Annotated in this window: 19 protein-coding genes; 8 read left to right on the forward strand and 11 right to left on the reverse strand. The window is 67.7% G+C overall.

The window, feature by feature from the left end; all coding sequences use genetic code 11:
* Positions 1 to 10 precede the first annotated feature (10 nt).
* From P3H15_RS18430 to upp, 3 genes are read left to right on the forward strand one after another with little or no spacing between them, the layout of a single operon-like run.
* Positions 11 to 1,282 carry a GTP cyclohydrolase II gene (locus P3H15_RS18430; RefSeq protein WP_276138563.1) on the forward strand — a complete coding sequence of 424 codons (1,272 nt, stop codon included), beginning with the start codon at positions 11 to 13 and terminating at the stop codon, positions 1,280 to 1,282.
* On the forward strand, positions 1,279 to 2,544 hold the full coding sequence (locus P3H15_RS18435; protein WP_276138564.1) for a URC4/urg3 family protein: 1,266 nt from the start codon (positions 1,279 to 1,281) through the stop codon (positions 2,542 to 2,544). The genes P3H15_RS18430 and P3H15_RS18435 overlap by 4 nt, the downstream gene beginning before the upstream one ends.
* A 20-nt stretch (positions 2,545 to 2,564) precedes the next feature.
* Positions 2,565 to 3,194 (forward strand): uracil phosphoribosyltransferase, encoded by a 630-nt coding sequence (upp, locus tag P3H15_RS18440; RefSeq protein ID WP_072943378.1) that lies wholly within the window; start codon positions 2,565 to 2,567, stop codon positions 3,192 to 3,194.
* A 106-nt stretch (positions 3,195 to 3,300) separates the two neighbouring features.
* Here upp and P3H15_RS18445 read toward each other — a convergent pair whose 3' ends face one another.
* From P3H15_RS18445 to P3H15_RS18460, 4 genes are all read right to left on the reverse strand, one after another.
* On the reverse strand, positions 3,301 to 4,713 hold the full coding sequence (locus P3H15_RS18445) for an FAD-binding oxidoreductase (protein WP_276138565.1): 1,413 nt from the start codon (positions 4,711 to 4,713) through the stop codon (positions 3,301 to 3,303).
* 7 nt (positions 4,714 to 4,720) lie between these two features.
* On the reverse strand, positions 4,721 to 6,190 hold the full coding sequence (locus P3H15_RS18450) for an APC family permease (protein ID WP_276138680.1): 1,470 nt from the start codon (positions 6,188 to 6,190) through the stop codon (positions 4,721 to 4,723).
* A 289-nt stretch (positions 6,191 to 6,479) separates the two neighbouring features.
* Positions 6,480 to 6,878 carry a hypothetical protein gene (locus P3H15_RS18455; protein ID WP_072943381.1) on the reverse strand — a complete coding sequence of 133 codons (399 nt, stop codon included), beginning with the start codon at positions 6,876 to 6,878 and terminating at the stop codon, positions 6,480 to 6,482.
* Positions 6,879 to 7,066: 188 nt separating this feature from the next.
* Complete coding sequence (locus P3H15_RS18460; protein ID WP_276138566.1) at positions 7,067 to 7,588, reverse strand: DUF1931 family protein; 522 nt, start codon at positions 7,586 to 7,588, stop codon at positions 7,067 to 7,069.
* Positions 7,589 to 7,721: 133 nt separating this feature from the next.
* Between P3H15_RS18460 and P3H15_RS18465 the strand changes: the two genes are divergently transcribed.
* The 3 genes from P3H15_RS18465 to P3H15_RS18475 all read left to right on the forward strand — a co-directional run bounded on the left by P3H15_RS18465 (position 7,722) and on the right by P3H15_RS18475 (position 13,513).
* Complete coding sequence (locus P3H15_RS18465) at positions 7,722 to 9,257, forward strand: hypothetical protein (RefSeq protein WP_276138567.1); 1,536 nt, start codon at positions 7,722 to 7,724, stop codon at positions 9,255 to 9,257.
* A gap of 278 nt (positions 9,258 to 9,535) precedes the next feature.
* Positions 9,536 to 10,666 (forward strand): hypothetical protein, encoded by a 1,131-nt coding sequence (locus P3H15_RS18470; protein ID WP_276138568.1) that lies wholly within the window; start codon positions 9,536 to 9,538, stop codon positions 10,664 to 10,666.
* Between the two features lie 15 nt (positions 10,667 to 10,681).
* Entirely contained in the window at positions 10,682 to 13,513 is a 2,832-nt protein-coding gene (locus P3H15_RS18475; RefSeq protein WP_276138569.1) for an FtsW/RodA/SpoVE family cell cycle protein, read from the forward strand.
* Here the strand turns inward: P3H15_RS18475 and P3H15_RS18480 are convergent, their stop codons facing one another.
* From P3H15_RS18480 to P3H15_RS18490, 3 genes are all read right to left on the reverse strand, one after another.
* Complete coding sequence (locus P3H15_RS18480; protein ID WP_276138570.1) at positions 13,514 to 14,503, reverse strand: rod shape-determining protein; 990 nt, start codon at positions 14,501 to 14,503, stop codon at positions 13,514 to 13,516.
* A gap of 111 nt (positions 14,504 to 14,614) precedes the next feature.
* On the reverse strand, positions 14,615 to 15,961 hold the full coding sequence (locus tag P3H15_RS18485) for a permease prefix domain 1-containing protein (RefSeq protein WP_276138571.1): 1,347 nt from the start codon (positions 15,959 to 15,961) through the stop codon (positions 14,615 to 14,617).
* The gene (locus P3H15_RS18490) at positions 15,961 to 16,323 is read right to left on the reverse strand and encodes a PadR family transcriptional regulator (protein WP_072943389.1); all 363 of its coding nucleotides are present in this window, start codon (positions 16,321 to 16,323) and stop codon (positions 15,961 to 15,963) included. Before P3H15_RS18490 ends, P3H15_RS18485 begins: the two co-directional genes overlap by 1 nt.
* A 141-nt stretch (positions 16,324 to 16,464) precedes the next feature.
* Here P3H15_RS18490 and P3H15_RS18495 point away from each other — a divergent pair, with 141 nt between their 5' ends.
* Positions 16,465 to 17,208, forward strand: a complete 744-nt coding sequence (locus P3H15_RS18495) for a Clp protease N-terminal domain-containing protein (RefSeq protein ID WP_276138572.1) — start codon at positions 16,465 to 16,467, stop codon at positions 17,206 to 17,208.
* Between the two features lie 84 nt (positions 17,209 to 17,292).
* Here P3H15_RS18495 and P3H15_RS18500 read toward each other — a convergent pair whose 3' ends face one another.
* Positions 17,293 to 18,216, reverse strand: a complete 924-nt coding sequence (locus P3H15_RS18500) for an AraC family transcriptional regulator (protein WP_276138573.1) — start codon at positions 18,214 to 18,216, stop codon at positions 17,293 to 17,295.
* Between the two features lie 155 nt (positions 18,217 to 18,371).
* On the opposite strand from P3H15_RS18500, the gene P3H15_RS18505 reads away from it, so the two are divergent.
* Positions 18,372 to 19,454 (forward strand): aldo/keto reductase, encoded by a 1,083-nt coding sequence (locus P3H15_RS18505; protein WP_276138574.1) that lies wholly within the window; start codon positions 18,372 to 18,374, stop codon positions 19,452 to 19,454.
* A 3-nt stretch (positions 19,455 to 19,457) separates the two neighbouring features.
* Here P3H15_RS18505 and P3H15_RS18510 read toward each other — a convergent pair whose 3' ends face one another.
* Genes P3H15_RS18510 through P3H15_RS18520 form a run of 3 tightly spaced genes read right to left on the reverse strand, consistent with a single transcriptional unit; the run spans position 19,458 to position 22,166 of the window.
* Complete coding sequence (locus P3H15_RS18510; protein ID WP_276138575.1) at positions 19,458 to 20,330, reverse strand: hypothetical protein; 873 nt, start codon at positions 20,328 to 20,330, stop codon at positions 19,458 to 19,460.
* Between the two features lie 57 nt (positions 20,331 to 20,387).
* Positions 20,388 to 21,842: an NAD-dependent succinate-semialdehyde dehydrogenase gene (locus P3H15_RS18515; RefSeq protein WP_276138576.1), complete on the reverse strand. Its 1,455-nt coding sequence runs from the start codon at positions 21,840 to 21,842 to the stop codon at positions 20,388 to 20,390.
* A gap of 48 nt (positions 21,843 to 21,890) precedes the next feature.
* Entirely contained in the window at positions 21,891 to 22,166 is a 276-nt protein-coding gene (locus P3H15_RS18520) for a hypothetical protein (protein ID WP_276138577.1), read from the reverse strand.
* Positions 22,167 to 22,172 lie beyond the last annotated feature (6 nt).

Below are 22,172 nucleotides of genomic sequence, written 5' to 3' on the forward strand. Positions count from 1 at the left end.
GAGGAATGTCATGTCCGCTGAACCCGTTGCCGCGACGCCCGAAAACCCCGCCGGCCACATCCGATTGACGTCCCACAGCGGTGGCGTCGGGGCTATTCCGGTCCACTGGGGCGCACCCACGGCGTCCGAGCGCGGTCCGGTGGTCGGCACCACCACCAATCGCGCCCACCGCAACGTGATCGGGACGCACAGCGGTTCGTACAGCATCTACCGGGCTCTGGCGGTCGCGTCGGGTGCACTGTCGCGCCACCACAAGGCCGACCTCACCAACACCGCGCCCACCAACGCCATCGGCCCGTATCCGCAGTGGAGCGAGCCCGGCAAGATCGTGAGCCTGGACCCGTGGGGTGCCACGGTCGCCGAGGTCTTCGCGGCCGAGTTGGCGGCGGGGCACGACATCCGGCCCAGCATCGCCGTGACGAAGGCGCACGTGATCCTGCCGGAGATCATGGAGGCCATCCAGAAGGGTCGCCTGCACCCGGACGGCCGTTTCCTGCTGCCCAGCGGTGCTGCGCTGGTCACCAAGGCGGCGATCGAACCCGTCTGGCATCTGCCGGGTGTGGCGGAGCGCTTCCACTGCAGCGAGACGGATCTGCGCCGCGTGCTGTTCGAGGAGACCGGCGGCATGTACCCGGAGCTCGTGACGCGTTCGGATCTCGAGGTGTTCCTGCCCCCGATTGGCGGGCAGACCGTGTACATCTTCGGTGACGCGCGAGACCTGGCCGACCCCGAGGTGGAGCTGACCGCGCGGGTGCACGACGAGTGCAACGGCTCGGACGTGTTCGGCTCCGACATCTGTACGTGCCGTCCGTACCTCACACACGCGATCGAGGAATGCATCCAGGGTGCGCAGCGTGGCGGTGTCGGCCTGGTGGCTTACTCGCGCAAAGAAGGTCGCGCGCTGGGCGAGGTGACCAAATTCCTGGTCTACAACGCCCGTAAGCGCCAGGTGGGCGGCGACACCGCCGACCAGTACTTCGCCCGCACCGAATGCGTGGCAGGCGTGCAGGACATGCGCTTCCAGGAAATGATGCCCGACGTGCTGCACTGGCTCGGCGTCCGAAAGATCCACCGCCTGGTCTCCATGAGCAACATGAAGTACGACGCCATCACCGGATCGGGCATCGAGGTCGGGGAGCGGGTGGACCTCCCCGCCGACCTGATTCCGGCCGACGCGCGCGTGGAGATCGACGCGAAGATGGCGGCCGGCTACTTCACCCCGGGCGCGGTGCCGGACGCCGAAGAATTGGCGAAGGTCAAGGGGCGGGAGTTGGACGAATGAGCGTGACCGGCGTCGGTCCCGCACTGGACGTCGGGCGGGCCGAGGGTGCGGCCGCGGCCCTGCGCACCACGTCCGCCGTGCGGGAACGCGCGCAACTGCTGCTGTGTCGCGCGCGCGAGGACGGTTCACGCTGGTTCGGCGTGGACGACGACGCGCTGCAGACGGCCGCGGGCGAGGTCGTGGACGTCACGCGTGCCCGCTATCCGGACCTGAAGATTCCGTACCACAGCCGGTGGCGCCATTTCGAGGTCGGCGGAGTGGAGCGAAAGGCCGGGCTGGACGCACGGCTGGCCGCGCTGGACGCGTCGGGCCGCGCCCGCGCCATGATCGACCTCGCTGTTGTCAGCGTGCTGCTCGATGCCGGCGCCGGTCCCGACTGGCGATACCGCGAGGTGGCCAGCGGGCAGCACTTCGCCCGTTCCGAGGGTCTGGGCGTCGCGAGTTGGCACGCCTTTCTGGGCGGGCTGTTCTCGAGCGACGTGACGCGGCCGCTGCAGGTCGATGCGGCCGGACTGCGTGCCTTGGACGCGGACCGGCTGGCCGAGGCGTTCCAGGTGGGTCCGTCGAATCCGTTGGTGGGACTCGACGGTCGCGTGCTGTTGCTGCGCCGACTGGGCGAGGCACTCGCCGCGCAACCCGACGTGTTCGGTCCGCACGGCCGGCCGGGTGGCCTGTTCGACCTACTGGTTGCGTCGCAGGGGCCGGCCGCGTCGACGGTGGCGGCCCACGACATCCTGTCGCAGCTGCTGAGGTCGCTGTCGGGCATCTGGCCTGCGGGCAACGCCATCGGCACCGAACCGTTGGGCGACTGCTGGCCTCACGAGGCAGTGGACGGTCCGGGTCTGACCCGGGGCTGGGTGCCGTTCCACAAACTGTCGCAGTGGCTGACCTATTCGTTGCTCGAGCCTTTCCAGTGGGCCGGTGTGCAGGTCGTGGGGCTGGACGCGTTGACGGGCCTGCCCGAATACCGCAACGGCGGCCTGCTGCTGGACACCGGCGCGCTGCGCCTGCGCGACCCTGACTGGGCTGCGCGGAGCTGGGCGGCGGGCGACGAACTGGTCGTCGAGTGGCGCGCATTGACGGTCGCGCTGCTGGACGAACTGGCCCCGCTGGTGCGCGCACGCCTGGGTCTGGATGCCCGGGAGATGCCGCTGGCCTGCGTCCTCGAGGGCGGCACCTGGGCGGCGGGCCGCGCGCTGGCACAGCGCACGCGAGGCGGGCTGCCTCCGCTCTCCGTCGTCAGCGACGGCACGGTCTTCTAGAACGAAACGAGGACGAACACATGGGGACAGTACACCTGATCGACCACCCTCTGGTGCAGCACAAGCTCACGATGATGCGCCGTAAGGATGCCTCCACCAACAGCTTTCGGCGCCTGGCGAACGAGATCTCCGCGCTGATGACGTATGAGGTGCTGCGCGACATCCCGATGCAGGAGGTTGAGATCGAGACGCCGCTCGAGGTCACGACCGGCAGGGTCATCGACGGGAAGAAGCTGGTCTTCGTTTCCATTCTGCGCGCGGGTACCGGCATCCTGGACGGCATGCTGACGATCGTGCCGGGTGCGCGCGTGGGGCATATCGGTCTGTACCGCGATCCGAAGACCCTCGTGGCGGTCGAGTACTACTTCAAGATGCCCGGCGACCTGCACGAGCGCGACGTGGTAGTGGTCGATCCGCTGCTGGCCACCGGCAATTCCGCGGTGGCGGCGGTGGAGCGGCTGAAGGAGTGCGGTCCCAAATCCATCAAGTTCGTGTGCCTGCTGACCTGTCCGGAAGGTGTTGCCGCGCTGGACAAGGCGCATCCCGATGTGCCGATCTACACCGCGGCCGTCGACCGCCAACTCGACGAGCACGGCTACATCCTGCCCGGCATCGGCGACGCGGGCGACCGCATCTTCGGCACCAAATAGCAGCTGCGGTCGTTGCCGGTGGTGACGCGGGGAACCGCAACGCGAGTCAGGAGCCGATTACTCGTCGGTGAGGTCGTGCTCGATACTGTCCATCCGACGCTTGCGTTTACGGGCTCCCCAGGCCTTGCGACTTCGGTTGACCGCCATCGCCACAGCGTAGGGCTCGCGACGGGTCGGCAGGCGACGGGGGCACGCTCTGCTCGAAGGTGAACACGTTCTCCGGGTCGTAGGCGGCCTTGACCTCGCGTAACCGCTCGCGGTGGGAGCCGTAGTACTCGCGCTCCCAGTCCGACGCGGACGCGTTGGGCACGTTGACGTAGGCGCCGTCGCCGTAGGGGCGCAGCGCGCGCCAGAAGTCGGCGGCCCAGCCCAGCGCCACCGAGTTCAGGGCGGGGTCGTTCCACGCCGCGCCCGGCTCGCAGTAGAACAGCGCGTCGCGGTGCGGGAACGCGGATCCCCCTGGCGGCGCGTGCCGCACGGCCCCGCCGAAGCTCGAGCAGAAGAAGTTGCTCGGCGGGCTGGGTGTGTTGTCCATGAAGCGGACGATCAGGTCGATCGCCTCATCGGGGAACGGGTGGGTGACGAACTGGGAGTAGAACTTCCAGAGGGCGACGTCGTTCGGACCCCTGTCCACGTCGCCGTACACGGTCGGCCAGGCGCCCTCCGTTACCGTCACCTCGGGACTGCCGATCGTCAACAGCGAGCGCAGTTGGTCCTCGAGTTCTTGCCGCGAACCGCTGTGCAGCAGTGCAGAAAGCTCGACCGCGGTGGAATCTGTCTCTAGTGCGCTCGTCAGCCGTTCGTCGGCGACCGGCGCCTCGCGCTGCCATGCTCGAAGTAGGTCACCCAGGTCGCCGTGACCGGTCCACTTCGCGACCAGGAATGTGACGTCAGACAGCTCGTGCAGCTTCAACGTGTAGGACGTCGCGATTCCGAAGTTGCCGCCGCCCCCACCGCGGCACGCCCACAGCAGGTCGGAGTTGCTGTGCTCGCTGGCCTCCACGACCTTCGCCGAGCGCGCGCCGTCGGCAATCACGACCTCCGCGGCGAGCAGGTTGTCGCAGGCCATGCCCATGCTGCGGGTCAATAGTCCGAAGCCACCCCCGAGAATCACACCGCCGAGTCCGACGCCGCCCTCCGAGCCGGTCGGAACGGCGAAGCCGTGTCGTCCGAGCGCCGCGACCGTCTCCATCTGCGTCAGACCCGTTCCCACCGTCGCCGTACCCGCCGATTCGTCGATCTCGATGTTCTTCATCCGGCTGACGTCGATCACGACGCCGCCATCGAGTGATGACCACCCCTCGAGGCTGTGGCGTCCGCTGCGGGCGCGGAGGGCGATGCCTTCTTCTCGGGCCCAGCAGACCGCGTTGACGACGTCCTGCGTGTCGCAGCAGAACACGATGGCCTCGGGGTAGCGGGAATACAGGCGGTTCCAGCCGACCCGCGCCTGCTCGTACCCGGAATCGCCCGGACGCACCACGTCACCGGTGAGCACGGTGGCGGCGGTCAGAGGCGTCATATCTCGGTCAGTGCGCGAAGACATCGGCGTCTCCGGGTTCGGTGTCCAGTACCTCGCGTTTGAATATCAACAGATATGCGAAATACACCCCGCCCGCGAGGAGCAACCCGATCGCAATCAGTATCGAGGTCAACGCACTCGAAGGCGACACGATCACGAACACCACGAAGGCCGACCACACCAGTGCACAGATTGCGATCGGCAGTTCGAAGCGCCCGAGATCGAACGCGCCCGCCCTACGATCCAATCGTTTGCGGACCGCGAGATACAGGACGATTATCCCGCCGTAGAGGACTGCCGAGATAACCGTTCCCACCGTGAGCAACTCCAGCAGTGCGCCGCCAGGCAGCGCGGCCATCAGGACGACCCCCACGACGACGATCAAGATGGTCGCCGGAATGGGTGTCTGCGTGCGCGGATTGACCCGGCGCATCAGCCGGTGAGCGGGGAAACGCGCGTCGCGCGACATCGCGAATACCATCCGCGAGCAGGTCGCCAAGGTCACCATTCCCGCGCCGAAGAAGGCGAACACGATCGCGACCAGCAGTGTCCGCTCCATCACCGGACCCAGCTGATCGCGCAGGATCGCCGCCACCGGCGTGTCACTGTCACTGATCCTGGGAACATCTTTGATCGCGATCGTGAGCGCGATCAGAAACACCAGCCCCAGCACCGCCGCGGCCACGACCGACCCCACGATCGCGCGCGGGACGCTGCGAAACGGATCTTTGGCCTCCTCAGCCATGTTCGCCGCGGAGTCGAAGCCGACGAGGGTGGCAAGCCCCATGATCGTCGCAGCCATCAATCCGCCGCCGACGGCGAAATAGTTGGGGGCGCCCTCGGTGACACCACGGGAGGTGAGATTGCCGACGGAGCCTTCGCCCGTGATCGCCACGGCGACGAAGAGCCCGACCGCCAGCACCACGACGATCACCAGTTCGAGCCCGACCGCGCCCGACGTGATCAAGCCGACGAGGCGCGTCGAGAACACGACAAGCACAGCTTGGACAAGCACCACGGCGAGAGTGATCATGCGCGCCGTGCCCTCGTCGGGCTGCATGCCGAACAGCGGCATGAGGGCGGAGCTTGCCATCGCATTGTCGACCGTCACCACGCCGAGCGCCAGGTAACAGAAGGTCAGCCATCCGAACAACCAGCCGACCTTGGGGTTGGCGAGCCGTGACGCCCATTGGTAGGAAGAGCCGCTGAGTGGGATGCGGGCCGCGAATTGGGCGATCACCAGCGCCACCAGGGTCTGCCCCAACGCCACGACGATCCAGAGCCAGATCCCCACCGGCCCGGCGTCGCGAAGGACGTCGTCGTATGTGCCGAAGATCCCGACCGCCACCGAGATGAACGCGAACGAGACCGCGAACACCTGAAAGGAGCCCAGAGTGCGCTTCAGCTCCGGTTCGTAACCGCAGTCCTGACATTCTTGATCGGCGGTCTGCGAGCCCAACACTTCTTCTGCCGTCATCTCGGCCGCCTCACGTTCGATCGGGAACTGCGGAGAGGGTGAATCGTTTCGAAAAGACCGCGACAACGCGACTCGTTCCACGATCAGAGCGAGACCGGTCTGTTTCATCGTCCTCCTCGCGGGGACGGATGTCAGTGATGATTCGTCTTTCTAAATACTCCGGCTGCGCACGGTACGCGTCGTCGCACACACCTCGGCCGCCGGTGCCATTGGCTCCGGCGGCCGAGAATCTGCAGATCCATGAATCCAGAGTCGTCTACTCCAGGTGGTACTCCAGGTCGTCGTCACATCACATCCAGGGCATGTCGGGATCGAGCGGGTGGGAGATCACGCCGTCGTCGGGCTCGAGGGGGTAGTTGACCTGATGGATGGTCGCGGATGCGGGTCCGAAGAGGGACGTGCCACCGGGCTCGACCAGGGTGGTGCCCGGCTCGACGAGGGTGACCTGCGGGGGCACGTCCTCGTCGGGGGCGTCGCATGCGACCATGGGCCATGCGTTGGCGCAACCGATACGGTCCCTGACCTCGACCTTGTACGGGGAGAGCCCGGAGTCCGGGGAGACGACCTGAGGCGACGTCGACTGCGCGGGTGCGGCGACGGCAGTGGCGCTCTGGCCCAGGAACATTCCGAGTCCGAGGGCGGCGCCTGTTGCGGCGGCAGCGGCGATGCGGGTCTTGGTCGAGTTCATTGCGTTTCTTCTGAGCGTGGTGGGGGTGGGTTTCCGTGTCCCTTGTGGACTGACACCAGTCTTCGCCGTTACAGGGCCCCGCCAACTCCCCCCAGAGGGGTGGTCGGCCGTCCATCCGGGGGTGGATGTTTGCACCCCCAGGGGTGTTCACACAGCTGTGAACGGACAGTGGCCCGTCGCCGGCGACGTCAGAGATAGAGGTCGACGAGGGTGCTGACCAGCGACCAGTGCGTGGTCCGGGCCCGCAGGGTCCTCAGCTCGGGGTAGACGATGCGGAAGGTGCGCGCGAGGGCGACGCCCAGTCCGCCGGTGATGTCGGGGAGCCCTGAGCGGGTGTCGGCCGCGAGGACGCCGTCGAGTGGCGGGTAGGCGGCCAGTCGCGCGAGGATCGGGTCGACCCGAAGGTGCGGGCCGAGCTCCCGGAACAACCCGATGTTTTCCTGCAGGCCTCTGGTGATCGGCAGGTCGGTGAGTTCGATGACGTGCCGGTGCTGGGCCGCTGCATCCGACTGGGCGACCAGCAGCAGGTCGTACAGTTTCCCGGTGACGACGTCGTCGAATCGGTGAAAGTCGTCCCTCACGACGCCGATACTGGCGGCCACCCGGAAGATGTCCTCGAATTGGTCGAACGTCATGAGCGACCCGTGGCTTCCGACCTCCACACCGTCCATCAGGTGATCATCCTCCCCGATACGCCCCGGCTGTGTCATGTTCATTCTTCCGCCGGACGTCCTGCCGAGGTCACGGATGTCGCGCTCTGGAATCGCGTTGTCCGGCACGAACTCCTGAGTGGCCGGCCGACCGGGTTGTGCACGACCACCGACAGCGAGTACAGCGAAGGGTATGGGCCGGTGGGTGCGGCGCGGGGCGCGGTGGTGGCCGTTGGCGGCCGCTGCGGTGCTGGTCGTCGTGTTGGCGCTGTGCGGGGTGGTCCCCGTGTGGCCGGGACTGTTGCACCTCGTCGCGCTGCCGCCGCTGGATCAGTTCGCAGACCTGCGACTTCTGCTGGTACGCACCGACTCGTGGTCGCAGTGCATCGTGCTGCTGGGCGTCGTGTCGGCCGTGCGGATCATGCTGATGGCCTGGCTGCTCGGTGGACTCGACACGAGGCGTATCCGCTTCGCCGCGGCGTTCTACGCGACTGCGTTCGGTCCCGTCCTGCTGGCGTCGTGCGCCGACGCGACCGCCTACGCGATGCTGTATTCGCGGGCGTTCTGGCCGGCGGTAGCGCTCGTCGCGGTGCTGGTGTCGATACTCGGGCCGGTGCCGTGGCAGGGCGGCGCCGGTCTGCGCGCGGCCATGGGGCGGGCGTGGCGCCGGGGCCTGCGAATCGAGGTGATGGTGCCGTATTGCGCGGCGATCCTCGCACTGGGCGCCCTGGCCGACCGCGTGCCTGGCCTCACCGTGCTGCTCGTGCCGGTATCGGCAGCGGCAACGGGACTGACTGTGTGGGCGATGGGCCGTGCGCCGCTGAGGCGGCCCGCCGCGGCGCTTGCCGCGGTGCTCGTCGCATCGACGATCGTGTCGGTGATCTTCGTTCGGACCCGCGCCTACGAAGATCCGGAACCCGGACCACGACAGGCTGGTTCGCTGCTCGTCATGTCCGGCATCGACTCGCGTTCGGGGGAGGGGACGATCCACCGGGCCGACGTGCAGCGGCTGGGGTATGAATGCGAACAGGTGTACTACTTTTCCTACGCCGGAACCGGGGGCGGGCAGCCCCGGCGCGACGCCACGTGCCCGATCCGAACGGGCGCCCCCTACGAACCGGCCGATACCCATCGGCCCGTGGAGGAACAGGTCGCCGTGTTCGCCGAGCAGGCGGCGAACCTGCAGCGGCCGTTGACCGTTGCCGCGCATTCGCACGCCGGCTGGATCGCGTGGGAAGCGGTCGCCGCAGGTCGGGCACAGGTGGACGTGCTGATCCTGGTGGGTGTGTTCCCGGAGACCCCGCTCGGATTTCCGCCGCCGGAAGTCGACCGACCGGGCAGGGTGTTCGGCGACCTGTTGCGGTGGGCGGTGCCCGCGATCGACGTCGTCTTCTTCCCGTTCGACCCGGACACACCCGCCGCGCGCCAACTGCTCGGTACCGCGGGTACCGCACAGGCCGTTTTCGGTGAGGTACTGCCCGAGGACGTGCGCGTGCTGAGTATCGTGTCGGCCGCCGATCTTCCGCTGATGCCGCACGGCTGGCGCCTGGACGTCGAACGCAACGGCTGCCCGGTTCGCGCCGCGCACTCGTCTCTACCGACCTCCGCCGCCTTCGACGATGAGGTGATCCGGTTCCTGAACCACCGGGATCCTGTGCCCTGCCCGGCATGGCGGGACTGGGGTGCGGTCGTGATGCAGGCGTTCGGTGTGCCCCCGAGTGCACGCTGACGAGATTGTGCGGAAGCGGACGGGACGATTTCGCGGACGCCGGAGCATCGGCCGGAGTTAAATGGAATGACGCAGGCGAAAAGGATTTCGGCACAGGGTAAGCCCAACTCAAGGTCCGTCGCCGCCCGCTCCGGTCTCGTACCCACGGCGCGGGAGGCCGAGCGTCGGGGTGCGCGATGATCGAAGCAGTGACAGGGCTCCTCACGAGGAGAAACGAACCCGCCGATGCTCGATCCGAACCGCCCGAACAACCCGATCACGCCGCCCCTGTCAGTGGCGTGGCACTCGGAAGGCTCCTCGCGGCGGCGATTCTGTCACCGGCACAGGCGTCGCTGCTCGTTGTCGATGCGCTCGATCAGCTCGAACCGGTGCGCAGCGAGGGGCAGGACCGCATCCGTCTCCGGGACGTGACGGTGTCCGACAGCGGGCATCTCACGATCGAGTACGCGCGCGGTGCGGTGTCCGGGCACGACGTGACCGAGGAGGTCGCCGGGCTGTTCCGGAGCATCGCGACGAACTGTCGCGGTTCGGCACTGCCCGACCGGTTGCACGAATCGCTGGTCGAAACAACAGATCTCGACGTGCTGCTGCAGCGAGTTCGTCTGGCTGTCGAACCCGGCGTCGATGCCGCCGAAGAGCAGCGGAAACGCTGCCAACTCGCCCGGCTGGTCGCGGCGACCAGGGGACGGCCGCGCCCGCACGACCAAACAGTGGAGGAGCGGACGGCCGGTGAGAAGCCGCCGCCGGTGGCCACCGGTTCCACTCTCGCATCGCCGGGCTGGTTCCCGCCGGTCCGGAATCCGTGGCATCGCAGGAAGAGACGGCCCTCGCGGAGACAGGGAGCCCTCGGGCTCGTCGCGATCCTGATACTCGTAGCCGCAGTGTGGATGGCTCCCCGGGCGTGGTCGGACATGCGGCGCGGGTGGGACGCCGTCCTGAATCCGGTGAATCCCGAGGAGCAGAATCAGATTCGACCCGTGTCGCCGCCACCGGAACCCTCGGCCGAACAGCCCACGCCGGCTACGACCGATGCCGGACGAGTGCCGCCACCCGTCGACGTCGGTGCTCCCGGCAGCGCCGGGCCGATCACGCTCGTCACGGCCACGCGCGCCAGTGGGGAGTGCGGGCCCGGGCAGGCGTGCGAGATCCGGGTCGACGTCCACCTCGATCCGGCGGCGATTGTCGATGCCGTGACCTGGAGGGTGAACGTGTACGACCGCTGTTCGGGCGAGGTGCGGGCGGGCGGCGACGTGTCGGAGCGCGTTCAGTCCGGGTCGCAGCAGGTGTACGGCATCGTCCGGACCGATCTGCCGCCCGGGGCCGCGCTCGCCGTCGCGGCGATCACGAGCGCCCCGGCGACAGCCGCGTCCGAGCCGCTGCTGATGCCCGCCGAGAACGCACGCTGCTGAGTGCCGGGGGCAGCCATGCAGGACGACAAGCGCGAATCCGACCCGTGGATCGTGGGGGCGGCGATCGTCCTCGTCGTGCTCGGACTCCTGAATCTCACGGCGACCGGGATGACGGGGCACGCCGTTCGCCATCTCCTCTTCGCGGTGGCCGGACTCGCGATCATGTGGGTGGTGTCCCGCCTGCGGATCAGTGACCTCCGCGCCTTCGGCTGGGCGGTATTCGCGGTGGCGACCCTGTTGCTCGCGGCCGTTCCCCTGGCGGGGGTTGCGACGAAGGGCGCGCAGCGCTGGCTGAACTTCGGCGTGTTCACCGTTCAGCCTTCCGAGTTGGCCAAGCTAGCCCTGATTCTGGTGCCCGCGGGCATGCTCGCGGGTGGGTTCACGCTCGCACGATTCGTCGCGACTCTGGCGATTGCAGCGGTGCCGGTGGCACTCGTCGCGGTCCAGCCGGACCTGTCGACGGCCGTCGTGCTCGTTGCGACGACCGGGTTCATGCTCATCCTCGCGCGGGTCCCGCTGCTGCCGCTGGTCCCGTTGTTCGTGATGGGGATCGCGTCGCTGCCGCTCGCGGTGCTGTTCCTCCGGCCGTATCAGCTCGAACGGGTCCACGTGTTCCTGTCGAGCAACGCCGACCCGGCAGGCGCGGGGTGGGCCGAATTGCAGGCGAACATCGCGATCGGCAGTGGCGGCCTGTGGGGTCTGGCGCGTGACCCGCTGTACGACGTGCGGGCACAGTTTCTCCCCGAATCGGAGCACGATCTGGCGTTCGCCAGCCTGGTGTACGGGTGGGGTCTGATCGCCGGCCTGGCCGTCGTGGTGGCGACGTCGGTGATCGTGTGGCGGGCTGCACTCGCCGCGCGCACGGCACGGACCCGGGAGGCTGCACTCGTCGCTGCCGGAATCGGTGGGTTGTTCGGAATCCACGCGCTGGTGTCGATCGGTCAGAGTCTGTCGCTGCTGCCCCACACCGGAATGCCGATTCCGCTCTTCAGCTACGGCGGGACGGCCGCGATAGTCGGATTCGCCGCCATCGGACTGGTACTCGCGGTGCGCCGAGACGGCGTCGCGCGACCGCTGTGGGCCCCCGACCCCCGGCGCCGGCGCCGCCCGCGCGGAATGTCGGCGGGCACGATGACGATGATCGCCGCACTCGTCGCCATGTCGGTGTTCGCTTGGCAGGTGCAGCACGACCGGGGTGCGGAATATCGGGCGATGAGTGATGCACAGATGATGCGGTGCATCCGCCTGCCTGCCGAACGCGGACTGATCGTCGACCGCAACGGTGTCCCTCTCGTGGTGAACGTCGCCGAGTACGCCGTTGCCGTGGTCGCTCGGATGTTCGAGGACAGCGACGACGACGCTCGCAACCGGCTCGCCGCGTTGCTAACGAAGTCGCCCGACGAGTTGTCGGACCTGATCGACGCCGGCGGTGAGGGCGAAACCCAGGTGGCCGTGGGCACAGTCGCGCCCGACCAGGCTCGGCGCATCGTGGATGCGCACCTTCCCGGTGTCCTCGTGGTGCCGTCCGGTCGCAGGCAGTACCCGTACGGCGCCGTACTCGCGTCCATCCTCGGACACGTCGGGGTCGCCGACGCCGACGACATGGAACGCTGGCCTCACCTCGCACTCGGATCACGGGTCGGCAAAGCGGGACTCGAGAAGCAGTACGACGCTCTGCTCCGCGGCAGCGACGGCACACAGTGCATGTACGTCGATCCGTCCGGCAATCCGGTGGCCACCGGCGAGCGCGTCGACCCGGTGCGGGGCCACGATCTGCGCCTGCATCTCGACATCGGTGTGCAGACCCTGGCCACCGATGCGCTCGTGGAGGCGATGCGCACCAGTAAGGGCGACCTCGGCGCCGCCGTCGTGATGGATGCGCGGACCGGAGCTGTGCTGGCTCTCGCCAGCGTCCCGGGCGCCGACAACAATGTCTACGGACCCCCGGCCGACCTCGTCGCGCTTGCGGCGCAGAGCCAGACCCCGGGCCCGAGTGCGTTGGTCAACAACGCCACCCAGACCGCGGTCCCGCCCGGCTCGACATTCAAGATCGTCGTCGCGTCGACGGATATGCAGTATCCGGTGCTGTCGCCCGACGAGGTGATCGAGACCGGCGCTGCCTACACCTATGGTGGCCACACTTTCCGGAACTGGCAGCCGATGGGCCCGAACAATATGCTGCAGGCGATCCAATGGTCCGACAACGTGTACTTCTACAAGCTCGGTGAGCTCCTGGGCCCGGAGAAGATGGCGGACGTCGCGAGCCAACTCGGCGCGGGACGGCGGTCCGGGATCGACCTGCCCGGCGAGGCGGAGGGATTTCTCGGCACCCCGGAGAACGTCGGAAGCATCGGGGCCACGTGGTATCCCGGGTCGACGCTGTTGATGGGTATCGGGCAGGGCACGGTCAGCGCGACCCCTATCCAGGTCGCGCGATGGACGTCCGGGATCGCTACCGGCGCGATGGTGACCCCTCAGCTCGCCGCGGCGTACGGGCCGGATTTGATCCCCATCCCCACAGCGGCACCACAGCGGCTCGCGTTCGCCGACCGTCTCGATCCCGTCCGGGCGGGAATGCGGGCGTCCGCGGCGGCCGGGACCGCCGGGCAACTCGCGGACCTCCCGGTACCGGCCGGCGCCAAGACGGGAACCGCGGAGGATCCGTCGGCGCCGGGAGAGGGACTGAACGCCTGGTTCTCCGCGGTGGCGCCATTCGATGCCCCCGAGATCGTGGTGACGGCGCTGGTCCGTGGTGGTGGTTTCGGGTCGGCGACTTCAGGCCCCGTGGTCAAGAAGATTCTCGAGCACTACTTCCCGCGACCACCTGCTCCGGCACCGAACCGGTGATCAGCTGCTGTAGGCGGCAACGACCTCGGGGTGCACGAGACAGGCGGTGGCGCCTTCGGCGACGCAGGTGAGGGGGCGTTCGGCCGTCTTCACCGGGAATCCGAACGCCTCCTCGATCAGTTGCGAGAGGCCACGCAGCATCGCCCCGCCGCCGATGACGAGCAGCCCCTCCGACATCACGTCGCCGATCGCCTGCGGCGGAAGGTCTTCGAGGCATTCGGTCAGGGTATGGACGATTCCGGCTGTGGTCGCCCGCAATGCATCCACGATCTCCTCGGTTTCGAGCGTGACGAACCGCGCCCGGCCGGTGGCGGCGTCGCGGCCCTCGACGACGAGTGACTGCCCTTCGTCGGTGTCCGGTGCGCCCAGCTTCGCGCGCTCGGCGGTGAGCTCGCCGACGACGATGTTGTGCTCCTCCCGCAGGTAGTGGTACAGCGCGTTGGTCAGTTCGTCGCCCGCGAGTCGGCAACTGCGGTGGGAGAGAATGCCACCGAAACAGATGGCGGTGATTTCCGAAGTGCCGCCACCGATGTCGACGACAAGGTGGGCGCGCGGTTCGAGCGGGTTGATTCCGCAGCCGAGGGCACCCGCGACCGGCTCGGGCACCAACCCCACTTTTCGCAGGCCGGCCTCGTGCCCGACCTCGAGCAGTGCCCTGCGCTCGAGCGGAGTGGCGCCGGCAGGCACCGAGATGACGGCCTTGGGCCGCACCCCGTATCGCCTGCCCGGCGACACCCGTTTGACGATCGCCGTCACGAAGGTCCGCGCCGACTCCAGGTCGACGATCACCCCGTCACGCAACGGCCGCACCGGAGTTATTCCGATAGGCGTACGGCCGACGAGACTTCGCGCCTCGGTGCCGATGGCGAGAGCACGGTTCGGTTCCTTCGTCCGAACCAACATGAAAGAAGGCTCGTTCAGTACGATGCCGTCGTCGGGAGTTCCGACGACAGTGTTGGCAGTTCCGAGATCGATACCAAGTCCACCCACGTCGGCCTCCAGAGGGATTCCAGCGAGATGTGCTTGATGTTACGCAGCGGCAGCGTCATTCGGAAGGTATCGCGCGCATTGGAAGAATCCCGGTAAGCGGTCACGACGTGGTCACGCGAAGTCGAACAGTGGTGGAAGCACGCCGACCATCAACGCCGCCCACACACCGAACACTGGGAGGTAACGGGTCTGCCAGCGTTCGGTGGAGCCGAATTCCCGGCGGCCCCGAAGGAACCCGAGGACGAGAACGGCCGACCAGGTCAGGTTGACGAGGAGAACCAGGTTCATTCCGAGTGCGGCCACCTTGTTCGGTGTGAAGCCGAATTCCGCGATTCGAGTGAGCATGGCGAACAGCATCAGCAGGTCGACCGCGAGGGCGCTCACGACGAGGAGGAGTTGGAGGCGGTCGAACAGGTCGGGCGGCAGGTAGGGGTCGCGGGCGGAAATCGCGTACAGCAGCAGGCCCAGGACGACGACCAGGATGAGGTCCATCAGGATCAGCAGGTTCCGGTCGACGTCGACCACGCTGCCGGTCGTCGCGAATGCGACGAGCAGCACCAGCAGCATGAGAGTCGTCAGTGGTGTGAACACACGCGTGAGGACGGGGGCGATGTTCTCCACGACGTTCTGTTTCGCCTCCACGAGCCATGCGGCGACGATGACCGCACCGGCCGCTCCGAACGGCAGCACCCAGTCCTCGACGACCCACTCGACGCTCAGGCCGAGGGCGTCGAAAGCATTGACCGTCAGGCCGATGAGCACGCCGCCACCGAGGGCGAGGAGGGTCAGGTAGACCACCCATTCGCCGGTGAATCGAATGAAGTCCATCCGCCGCCGGTCCGACCGCCACTGGCCGCCGACGTACGCGACGCCGACCGCGAACCACAACGCGATCGGTGTGTGGATCGCCGCGATCACCTCGGTGGAGCCGTTCGAGACGAACGGGAAGACGTTCACCAGCACCGCCGCCAGGGCGAACGGCACCACCAGTGCCGCGGCCAGTCGGAGCGTCACCTTCCGTTTCCACGCGAAGTACGTGGTGAGGAAGGGAAGAACGAACAGGCTGACGTTGCGGGCGAGGTCCTGCTCGTCGAGTGTCGCCAAGCCTGCCTTCAGGGCGAGTGCGGCGCCGACCGCGAACCCGAGAACGACGAACAGTTCACGGGTGGGACGAGTGCGACCGCCGTCGGGCGCGGCGGGCAGCAGGACGAGTTGCTTCCACAGCCGATCGGAGTGCTCCCGCGCGAACTCGCGGGAGATGTCGTCCACGTTGCCCATCCGTTTGACCGCGACCAGGAACGCCTCGTCGGTCTTCAGACCGGCGGCGGACAGATCCGAAATCTGATCGCGGAGATGGTCTTCCATCTCATCCGTGTCGGCGGACGATATCACGTGACGGCGCTCGACGTACCCCCGCCACTGACCGATCTGCGATTCGAGTTCCTTGTCGGTATCCATCACGACCATCCTTCCGCGGGTGCCGGGGGCAGTTGGACGGAGCGCCACACCTGGCTCAGCGCGTCCGCGACCACGTCCCACTGGGCGCGCCGTTCCGCCAGCATTTCCCGGCCCGTATCGGTGATCGTGTAGTGCTTGCGCCGGCGCCCGCTGTCGGAGGCGCCCCACGACGCCGACACCAATCCCAGCCGTTCGAGCCGATGCAGCAAGGGGTACAACATGCCGTCGGTCCACTGAATCCGACCGCCGGACAGGTCGTTGACTCGCTTCAGAATGGCGTACCCGTAGGACTCGCCCTCGGCGAGAATTCCGAGTACCAGGGGAGTGGCCGACGCGGCCACCAGGTCTTTCTCGATATGCATAGAACACCTATCCCTAGAGCTGCTAGCCATCAACGTAGCAGACCGTCCGTCGCTCATTGCGCGTTCGGCGCGGACCGGCGTGAATACGTCGATCGACAACCTGGGGTTGACGCTTCGGAGTCGTCAACTTAGGGTTGACGCATGGAGAATTCAACGCCCGTCACCCCGCCCATCCGCCTCGACGACCTCATCGAGGCGATCAAGAAGGTGCACTCGGAGGCCCCGCTCGAGCAACTCACCGACGCGGTCCTCGCCGCCGAGCATCTCGGCGAACTCGCGGACCACCTCATCGGTCACTTCGTCGACCAGGCCCGCCGTTCGGGGGCGTCGTGGACCGAAATCGGCAAGAGCATGGGAGTCACCAAGCAGGCCGCACAGAAGCGGTTCGTCCCCAAGGACCCCGGGCAGGCCTCCGACCTCGATCCGAATCAGGGATTCAGCCGGTTCACTCCCCGCGCACGGCAGGTCGTTGTCGTCGCGCAGAACGAGGCCAGGGCCGCGAACAACTCCGAGATCCTGCCTCAGCATCTCGTCCTCGGACTCCTGACCGACCCCGACGGACTCGGCGCCCGGGCGATCGCCGCGCAGGGCGTGGATCTGGATACGGTCCGGCACGCCGCGACCGCGACGTTGCCGCCCGCCGCCGAGGAGGTGCCCGCACTCATCCCCTTCGACGCCCAGTCGCGCAAAGCGCTCGAACTGACGTTCCGTGAAGCACTTCGTCTGGGGCACAACTACATCGGAACCGAGCACATTCTGCTCGCCCTGCTCGAGGTCGAGGACGGGGTCGGTGTGCTCGCCGGCCTGGGCGTCGACAAAGCAGCCGTCGAGGAGAACATTGCCGCCAACCTCGCCGCCATCGTCGCCGCCCGCACCGAGGAGTGATCCCCCGACAGAGCGTAGACGGCGCCGCCCGCGACCGGGGCAATCCGTCGATGCGCTGCATCGAGATGGGCAATAGGCGACAGGTCAGGGCAGCGGTCCGGCGTGGGACAGTGCGGTCCTGGTGCGTAATCCCTGGGCGTCCTGCCCCGGGGAGGCACCGAACAGGCGGCGGTATTCGCGGTTGAACTGCGAGGGGCTGTCGTAGCCGACGAGATGTCCGACTCCGGCGACGTCACCGGGATGGGCAACCAGCATCGAGCGGGCCTGCTGCAGTCGGATTCGCTTCTGAAACTGCAAGGGGCTCAGTGCCGTAACGGCACGAAAGTGCCGGTGAAATGCGGATGTGCTCATGCTGGACAACCGCGCGAGATCGTCGATTCGCATCGGCTCGGCGTAATTGTCGCGGATCCAGTGGATCGCCCGGCTGACATGCGACAGGTCGCTGTCGGCTACGCCGATCTGGCGGGCGGTGCTCCCGTGCGGGCCGGTGAGCAGTCGCCAGAGGATCTCCTGCTCGACGAGTGGAGCGAGCACAGGCGCATCGGCGGGATGATCGAGCAGTCGCAGCATCCGCGCCGCGGCGTCGAGTAGATCGTCGTCTGCGACGCCGGTTGCGATCGCCGGCAGGCCGCTCGTTCCACGGGACCACCGTTCGGTGGGGGCCTGCAGCACCAGCGCGGCGAGGGCGGCTGGGCGCAGCACCAGGCCCATGGCCAACGACGGCGCGCCGTCGTCGACGTCGATGTAGTTGCCGGTGACGGGCAAGTTGGCGGTGACGACCAGACACTGCCCGGCCCGGTACTCGAACACCCGGTCGCCGAGCAGCAGTCGCTTGCCGCCCTGGGCCATGATCACCAGCAGTGGCGCCGTCAACGAATACTCCGGCGCCGCCGAGTCCGTCGTCACTTTCGACAACAACAGCCCGGCGATCGGCGTCCGAAGATCGGGCCGGGCGTGGGCCGCGATGCTGCTGCGGATCTCGTCCAGCAGGTCGGGTGAGGTGCGCACACTTCACGAAAACATCCGCGTCGCAGTCCGGCAACCCGATCGTGGCGATCTCGGGAGGATCGTGCAATCCCCGGCGTGGATCGATCTACCACGGTCACCGCAGTTCGCGTTTCGATGGACATGCACATTCCGACCGACACCCCATGGAGCAGATCATGCGACTCGATCACTACGTCACCCTCGGCCGCTCAGGGCTGAGGGTCAGCCCGTTCGCCCTCGGTGCGATGACTTTCGGCGAGGACGCCGGCGGCGCCGGCTGCAGCGTGGCGGAATCCGAGAAGATCCTCGCCACCTATCTCGATCTCGGCGGGAATTTCATCGACACCGCCAACTTCTACACCAACGGCCATTCGGAGAAGATTCTCGGCGACTTTTTCGCCGCCCACCGCGGACACCGCGAGCGCGTGGTGCTGGCATCGAAGTTCTTCGCGAACCTGTTCCCTGGCGACCCGAACGGGGGCGGTGCAGGCCGCGCCGCCGTCATCGCCCAGCTGCACGAGACACTCCGCCGCCTCCGCACCGACTACCTCGACGTGTACTGGCTACACAACTGGGACCGCCACACCCCGATCGAGGAAACCCTGCGCACCCTCGACGACCTGGTCCGTGCCGGCAAGATCCGCTATGTCGGGATCTCCAACAACCCGGCGTGGGTGACCGCGCAGGCCCAGACCACAGCGCTGTTGCGCGGCTGGACGCCGTTGATCGCGATGCAGGTCGAGTACTCCTTGCTGGCACGGACTGTAGAGGGCGAACTCGCGCCCCTCGCGCTCGATCAGGGAATGGCACTGGTGCCGTGGAGCCCACTGAAGAACGGGTTCCTCTCCGGCAAGTATCGGCGCGGCACCGAGGTCACCGACTCCGCCCGCACCGCTTTCGTCGGCGGCCCGACCGATGCCGAGTTCGTCGTCATCGACGCCGTCGCCGCAATCGCCGACGAACTCGGGACCACCTCGGCTGCCGTCGCGTTGGCCTGGCTGCGAGGCCGATCCGGGACCGTCGTGCCGATCCTCGGCGCCAGGCGCGTCGAACACCTGACGGACAACATCGCCGGCCTCGAGGTGAGCCTCGGCCCCGAGCATCTCCGCGTGCTCGACGACGTCTCGGCTCCCACGTTGAACTATCCGGCGCCGATGCACGGCGAACTGCGGGCGATGCTGCAGTTCGCCGGCAGCACCGTGGACGGGGAACGGTCCACCGTGTACCCGCCGCTGCTGCAGAGCGACGTGCGGTACTGACAACTACCGGCGCGCCGGTACGAAGCGCCGGACCGCGCGGATCGTGGCGGCCGGTCGCGCCGGATGCCACACTTCGCGATCGGTGTACGACCAGGCATAGGTCGGGCTGCCGTCGCGTATGCAGTCGAGCAGCCGCGGTTCGTCGAGCTTGTCGGCCGACCATTCGTACAGCTGCTGCAGGCGCGGCCCGATCAGGCCGTAGTCCAGCAGCTCGCCGAGGTTGTGCTCGGCGGCGACGTACGCGGCGACGTCGTCACCGAGTGGATAGCGGTCGGGGAGAATCCGCGAAAGGGAGAGGAAGATCCCGGTCATCGACAGTCGCGGATCGCCGAGCAGGGGGCCTGCCGGCGCAAGCCGCCCGAGCGCCAGACGTGGCGCAGCGACCAAGGCGTGGGCGAAGAGAACGCGGAGCAGCACGACGTTGAGAAAGAAGCGCTCGGGACGGCTCTCGGTTTCGGCGAGGTTGCGATGGTCGAGGTAGGCGGAGACGATGCTCGCATTGTGGGCCCGGTACCACGTGCGTGCGGTCGGATCGGCAACGAACAGCATCCACAGGTCGACCGCGTGCGATGACGGCGTCCCTCCCATTCCGCCGCTCCGGGCGACGGCCTCGCACCCGTCGCGCAGCAGTCGCTCGTTGACTGCCCGCCACCACGGACTCCCGGGAGGCGTCGCCTCGAGTGCGGCCAGCACGCCGCGGCCGACCTGCCAGCGCATGAACGACAGCGCCGCACGGCGAAACGGCAAATGCCGCGGTGCGTTGCCCACCGGACCGTGATACGTGCGGGCGCTCAGCTCGAGGCGGGCATCAGGGTCGTCACGCACGGCGTGGACCTGGCCGAGTGCCCAGTCTGCGGCGGAACCTCGCGAACTCACCGTCCCATTGTCGGACCCGGCCCGTCCGGGAGGAAGGGCAGGACGAGTCGAAACACGTCACCGGAAGGCGATGTACTTCACCTCGAGGTACTCCTCGATGCCTTCGCTGCCGCTTTCCCGGCCGAGACCGGATTCCTTGACACCGCCGAAGGTTGCGGCGACGTCGGAGATGATGCCCCGGTTCACACCCACCATCCCCGCCTCCACAGCGCCGGACACTCGAAGCGCTCGCTCGAGTCCCTCGGTGTAGATGTAGGCGGCCAGGCCGTATTCGGTGTCGTTGGCGGCGGCGACGCCTTCCACTTCGCCGTCGAATCCGATGATGGCGGCGACCGGACCGAAGACCTCTTCTTTCAGGATCCGCGCGTCTGCCGGTACCGAGCTGAGAACGGTCGGCTCGTAGAAGTATCCGGAACCCGCCCCTCGGTTGCCGCCGGTCATGACCGTGGCGCCCTTGCTCACCGCGTCGTCGACCAGGTTCGCAACGCTCGACCGCTGCTTCTCGCTGACCAGCGGACCGACCTGGATCCCGTCGCGGTCGCCGGGACCGACCGCGAGCGCACGCATCCTTGCCGTGAGTTTCTCACTGAATTTGGCGAGTACCGCGTTGTCGACGTGGATGCGGTTCGCGGCCGTGCACGCCTCGCCGCCGTTGCGCATCTTTGCCGCCATGGCCCCTTCGACGGCGGCGTCGATGTCGGCGTCGTCGAAGACGACGAACGGGGCGTTGCCGCCGAGTTCCATCGACGTCCGCAGGACCCGGTCGGCGGCTTGTTTCAGTAGCACCTTCCCGACGCCGGTCGAGCCGGTGAACGTCACCTTGCGCAGTCGGGAGTCGTCGAACATCGGTGTCGTCAGGGCGGCGGAGTCCGACGTCGGGAGGACGGACAGCACGCCGTCGGGCAACCCCGCGTCGCGGAAGACCTCGGCGAGCAACAGCATGGTCAACGGGGTTTCCGCGGCCGGCTTGACCACCATCGTGCACCCCGCGGCCAACGCGGGCCCGATCTTGCGGGTTCCCATCGCCAACGGGAAGTTCCACGGCGTGATGGCCAACGTCGGACCCACCGGTTCCTTGGTGACCAGGATTCGCCCGTTGCCGGTGGGAGACTGGGTGTAGCGGCCGTTGATTCGCACGGCTTCCTCGGAGAACCAGCGCAGGAACTCGCCCCCGTATGTCACCTCGCCGTGGCTTTCCGCGAGCGGTTTGCCCATTTCGAGGGTCATCAGCAGTGCGAACTCGTTGCGGCGCTGATTGATCAGCTCCCAGGCGCGGCGCAGGATATCGGACCGCTCACGCGCCGGGGTGGCGGCCCAGTCCGGCTGAGCAGCGGCCGCGGCGTCGAGCGCGACCCCACCGTCCTCGGGTTGCGCGTCGGCGACATGGACGAGAACCCTGCCGTCCGCGGGATTGTGAACACTGAAGGTGCTGCCGCCCGAAGCCGGTATCTGCTTTCCGCCGATCCACAGATCGGTGGGCAACGACGCCAACAGCGTCTGGGTGTCGATCACTTCATTCCTCCTGTGGTGAATATTCTGTGCCCGGGCGTGGAGCGGCCGTCAATACTGTTCGGTGTCGACGAATTCGCAGATGCTGGTGACGGGCGTGTCGACGAAGCCGGCGCGTGCGACGACGTCGCGAAGAGCGGGATCGGCGAGGAACTTCTCGGCCGAGGCACGGTCGGGGAAGTCGGTCAGGACCGTCACGTCGTTGCCGGAGCGGAAGATCCGGTGGCCGGTGGCTCCGTGGGCCCGGCGGTTGACCTGGTGTCCGCCGAACACCGCGCGCCAGGTGTCGAAGTCGTGCACCTCGTGCCGGGTGATGAGTGTGGTCACAACAGT

It is taken from the genome of Rhodococcus sp. T2V, from assembly GCF_029269925.1.
Classification (GTDB): domain Bacteria; phylum Actinomycetota; class Actinomycetes; order Mycobacteriales; family Mycobacteriaceae; genus Rhodococcus_F; species Rhodococcus_F koreensis.

Excerpts from the sequence above, each read along its gene's own strand:
- P3H15_RS18490 (WP_072943389.1), bottom strand. The coding sequence starts at position 16,323 with ATGCATATCGAGAAAGACCTGGTGGCCGCGTCGGCCACTCCCCTGGTA.
- P3H15_RS18450 (WP_276138680.1), bottom strand. The coding sequence starts at position 6,190 with ATGACGGCAGAAGAAGTGTTGGGCTCGCAGACCGCCGATCAAGAATGT.
- P3H15_RS18460 (WP_276138566.1), bottom strand. The coding sequence starts at position 7,588 with ATGACACAGCCGGGGCGTATCGGGGAGGATGATCACCTGATGGACGGT.
- P3H15_RS18435 (WP_276138564.1), top strand. The coding sequence starts at position 1,279 with ATGAGCGTGACCGGCGTCGGTCCCGCACTGGACGTCGGGCGGGCCGAG.
- P3H15_RS18455 (WP_072943381.1), bottom strand. The coding sequence starts at position 6,878 with ATGAACTCGACCAAGACCCGCATCGCCGCTGCCGCCGCAACAGGCGCC.
- P3H15_RS18505 (WP_276138574.1), top strand. The coding sequence starts at position 18,372 with ATGCGACTCGATCACTACGTCACCCTCGGCCGCTCAGGGCTGAGGGTC.
- P3H15_RS18495 (WP_276138572.1), top strand. The coding sequence starts at position 16,465 with ATGGAGAATTCAACGCCCGTCACCCCGCCCATCCGCCTCGACGACCTC.
- P3H15_RS18485 (WP_276138571.1), bottom strand. The coding sequence starts at position 15,961 with ATGGATACCGACAAGGAACTCGAATCGCAGATCGGTCAGTGGCGGGGG.
- P3H15_RS18445 (WP_276138565.1), bottom strand. The coding sequence starts at position 4,713 with ATGACGCCTCTGACCGCCGCCACCGTGCTCACCGGTGACGTGGTGCGT.
- P3H15_RS18465 (WP_276138567.1), top strand. The coding sequence starts at position 7,722 with ATGGGCCGGTGGGTGCGGCGCGGGGCGCGGTGGTGGCCGTTGGCGGCC.
- P3H15_RS18475 (WP_276138569.1), top strand. The coding sequence starts at position 10,682 with ATGCAGGACGACAAGCGCGAATCCGACCCGTGGATCGTGGGGGCGGCG.
- upp (WP_072943378.1), top strand. The coding sequence starts at position 2,565 with ATGGGGACAGTACACCTGATCGACCACCCTCTGGTGCAGCACAAGCTC.
- P3H15_RS18430 (WP_276138563.1), top strand. The coding sequence starts at position 11 with ATGTCCGCTGAACCCGTTGCCGCGACGCCCGAAAACCCCGCCGGCCAC.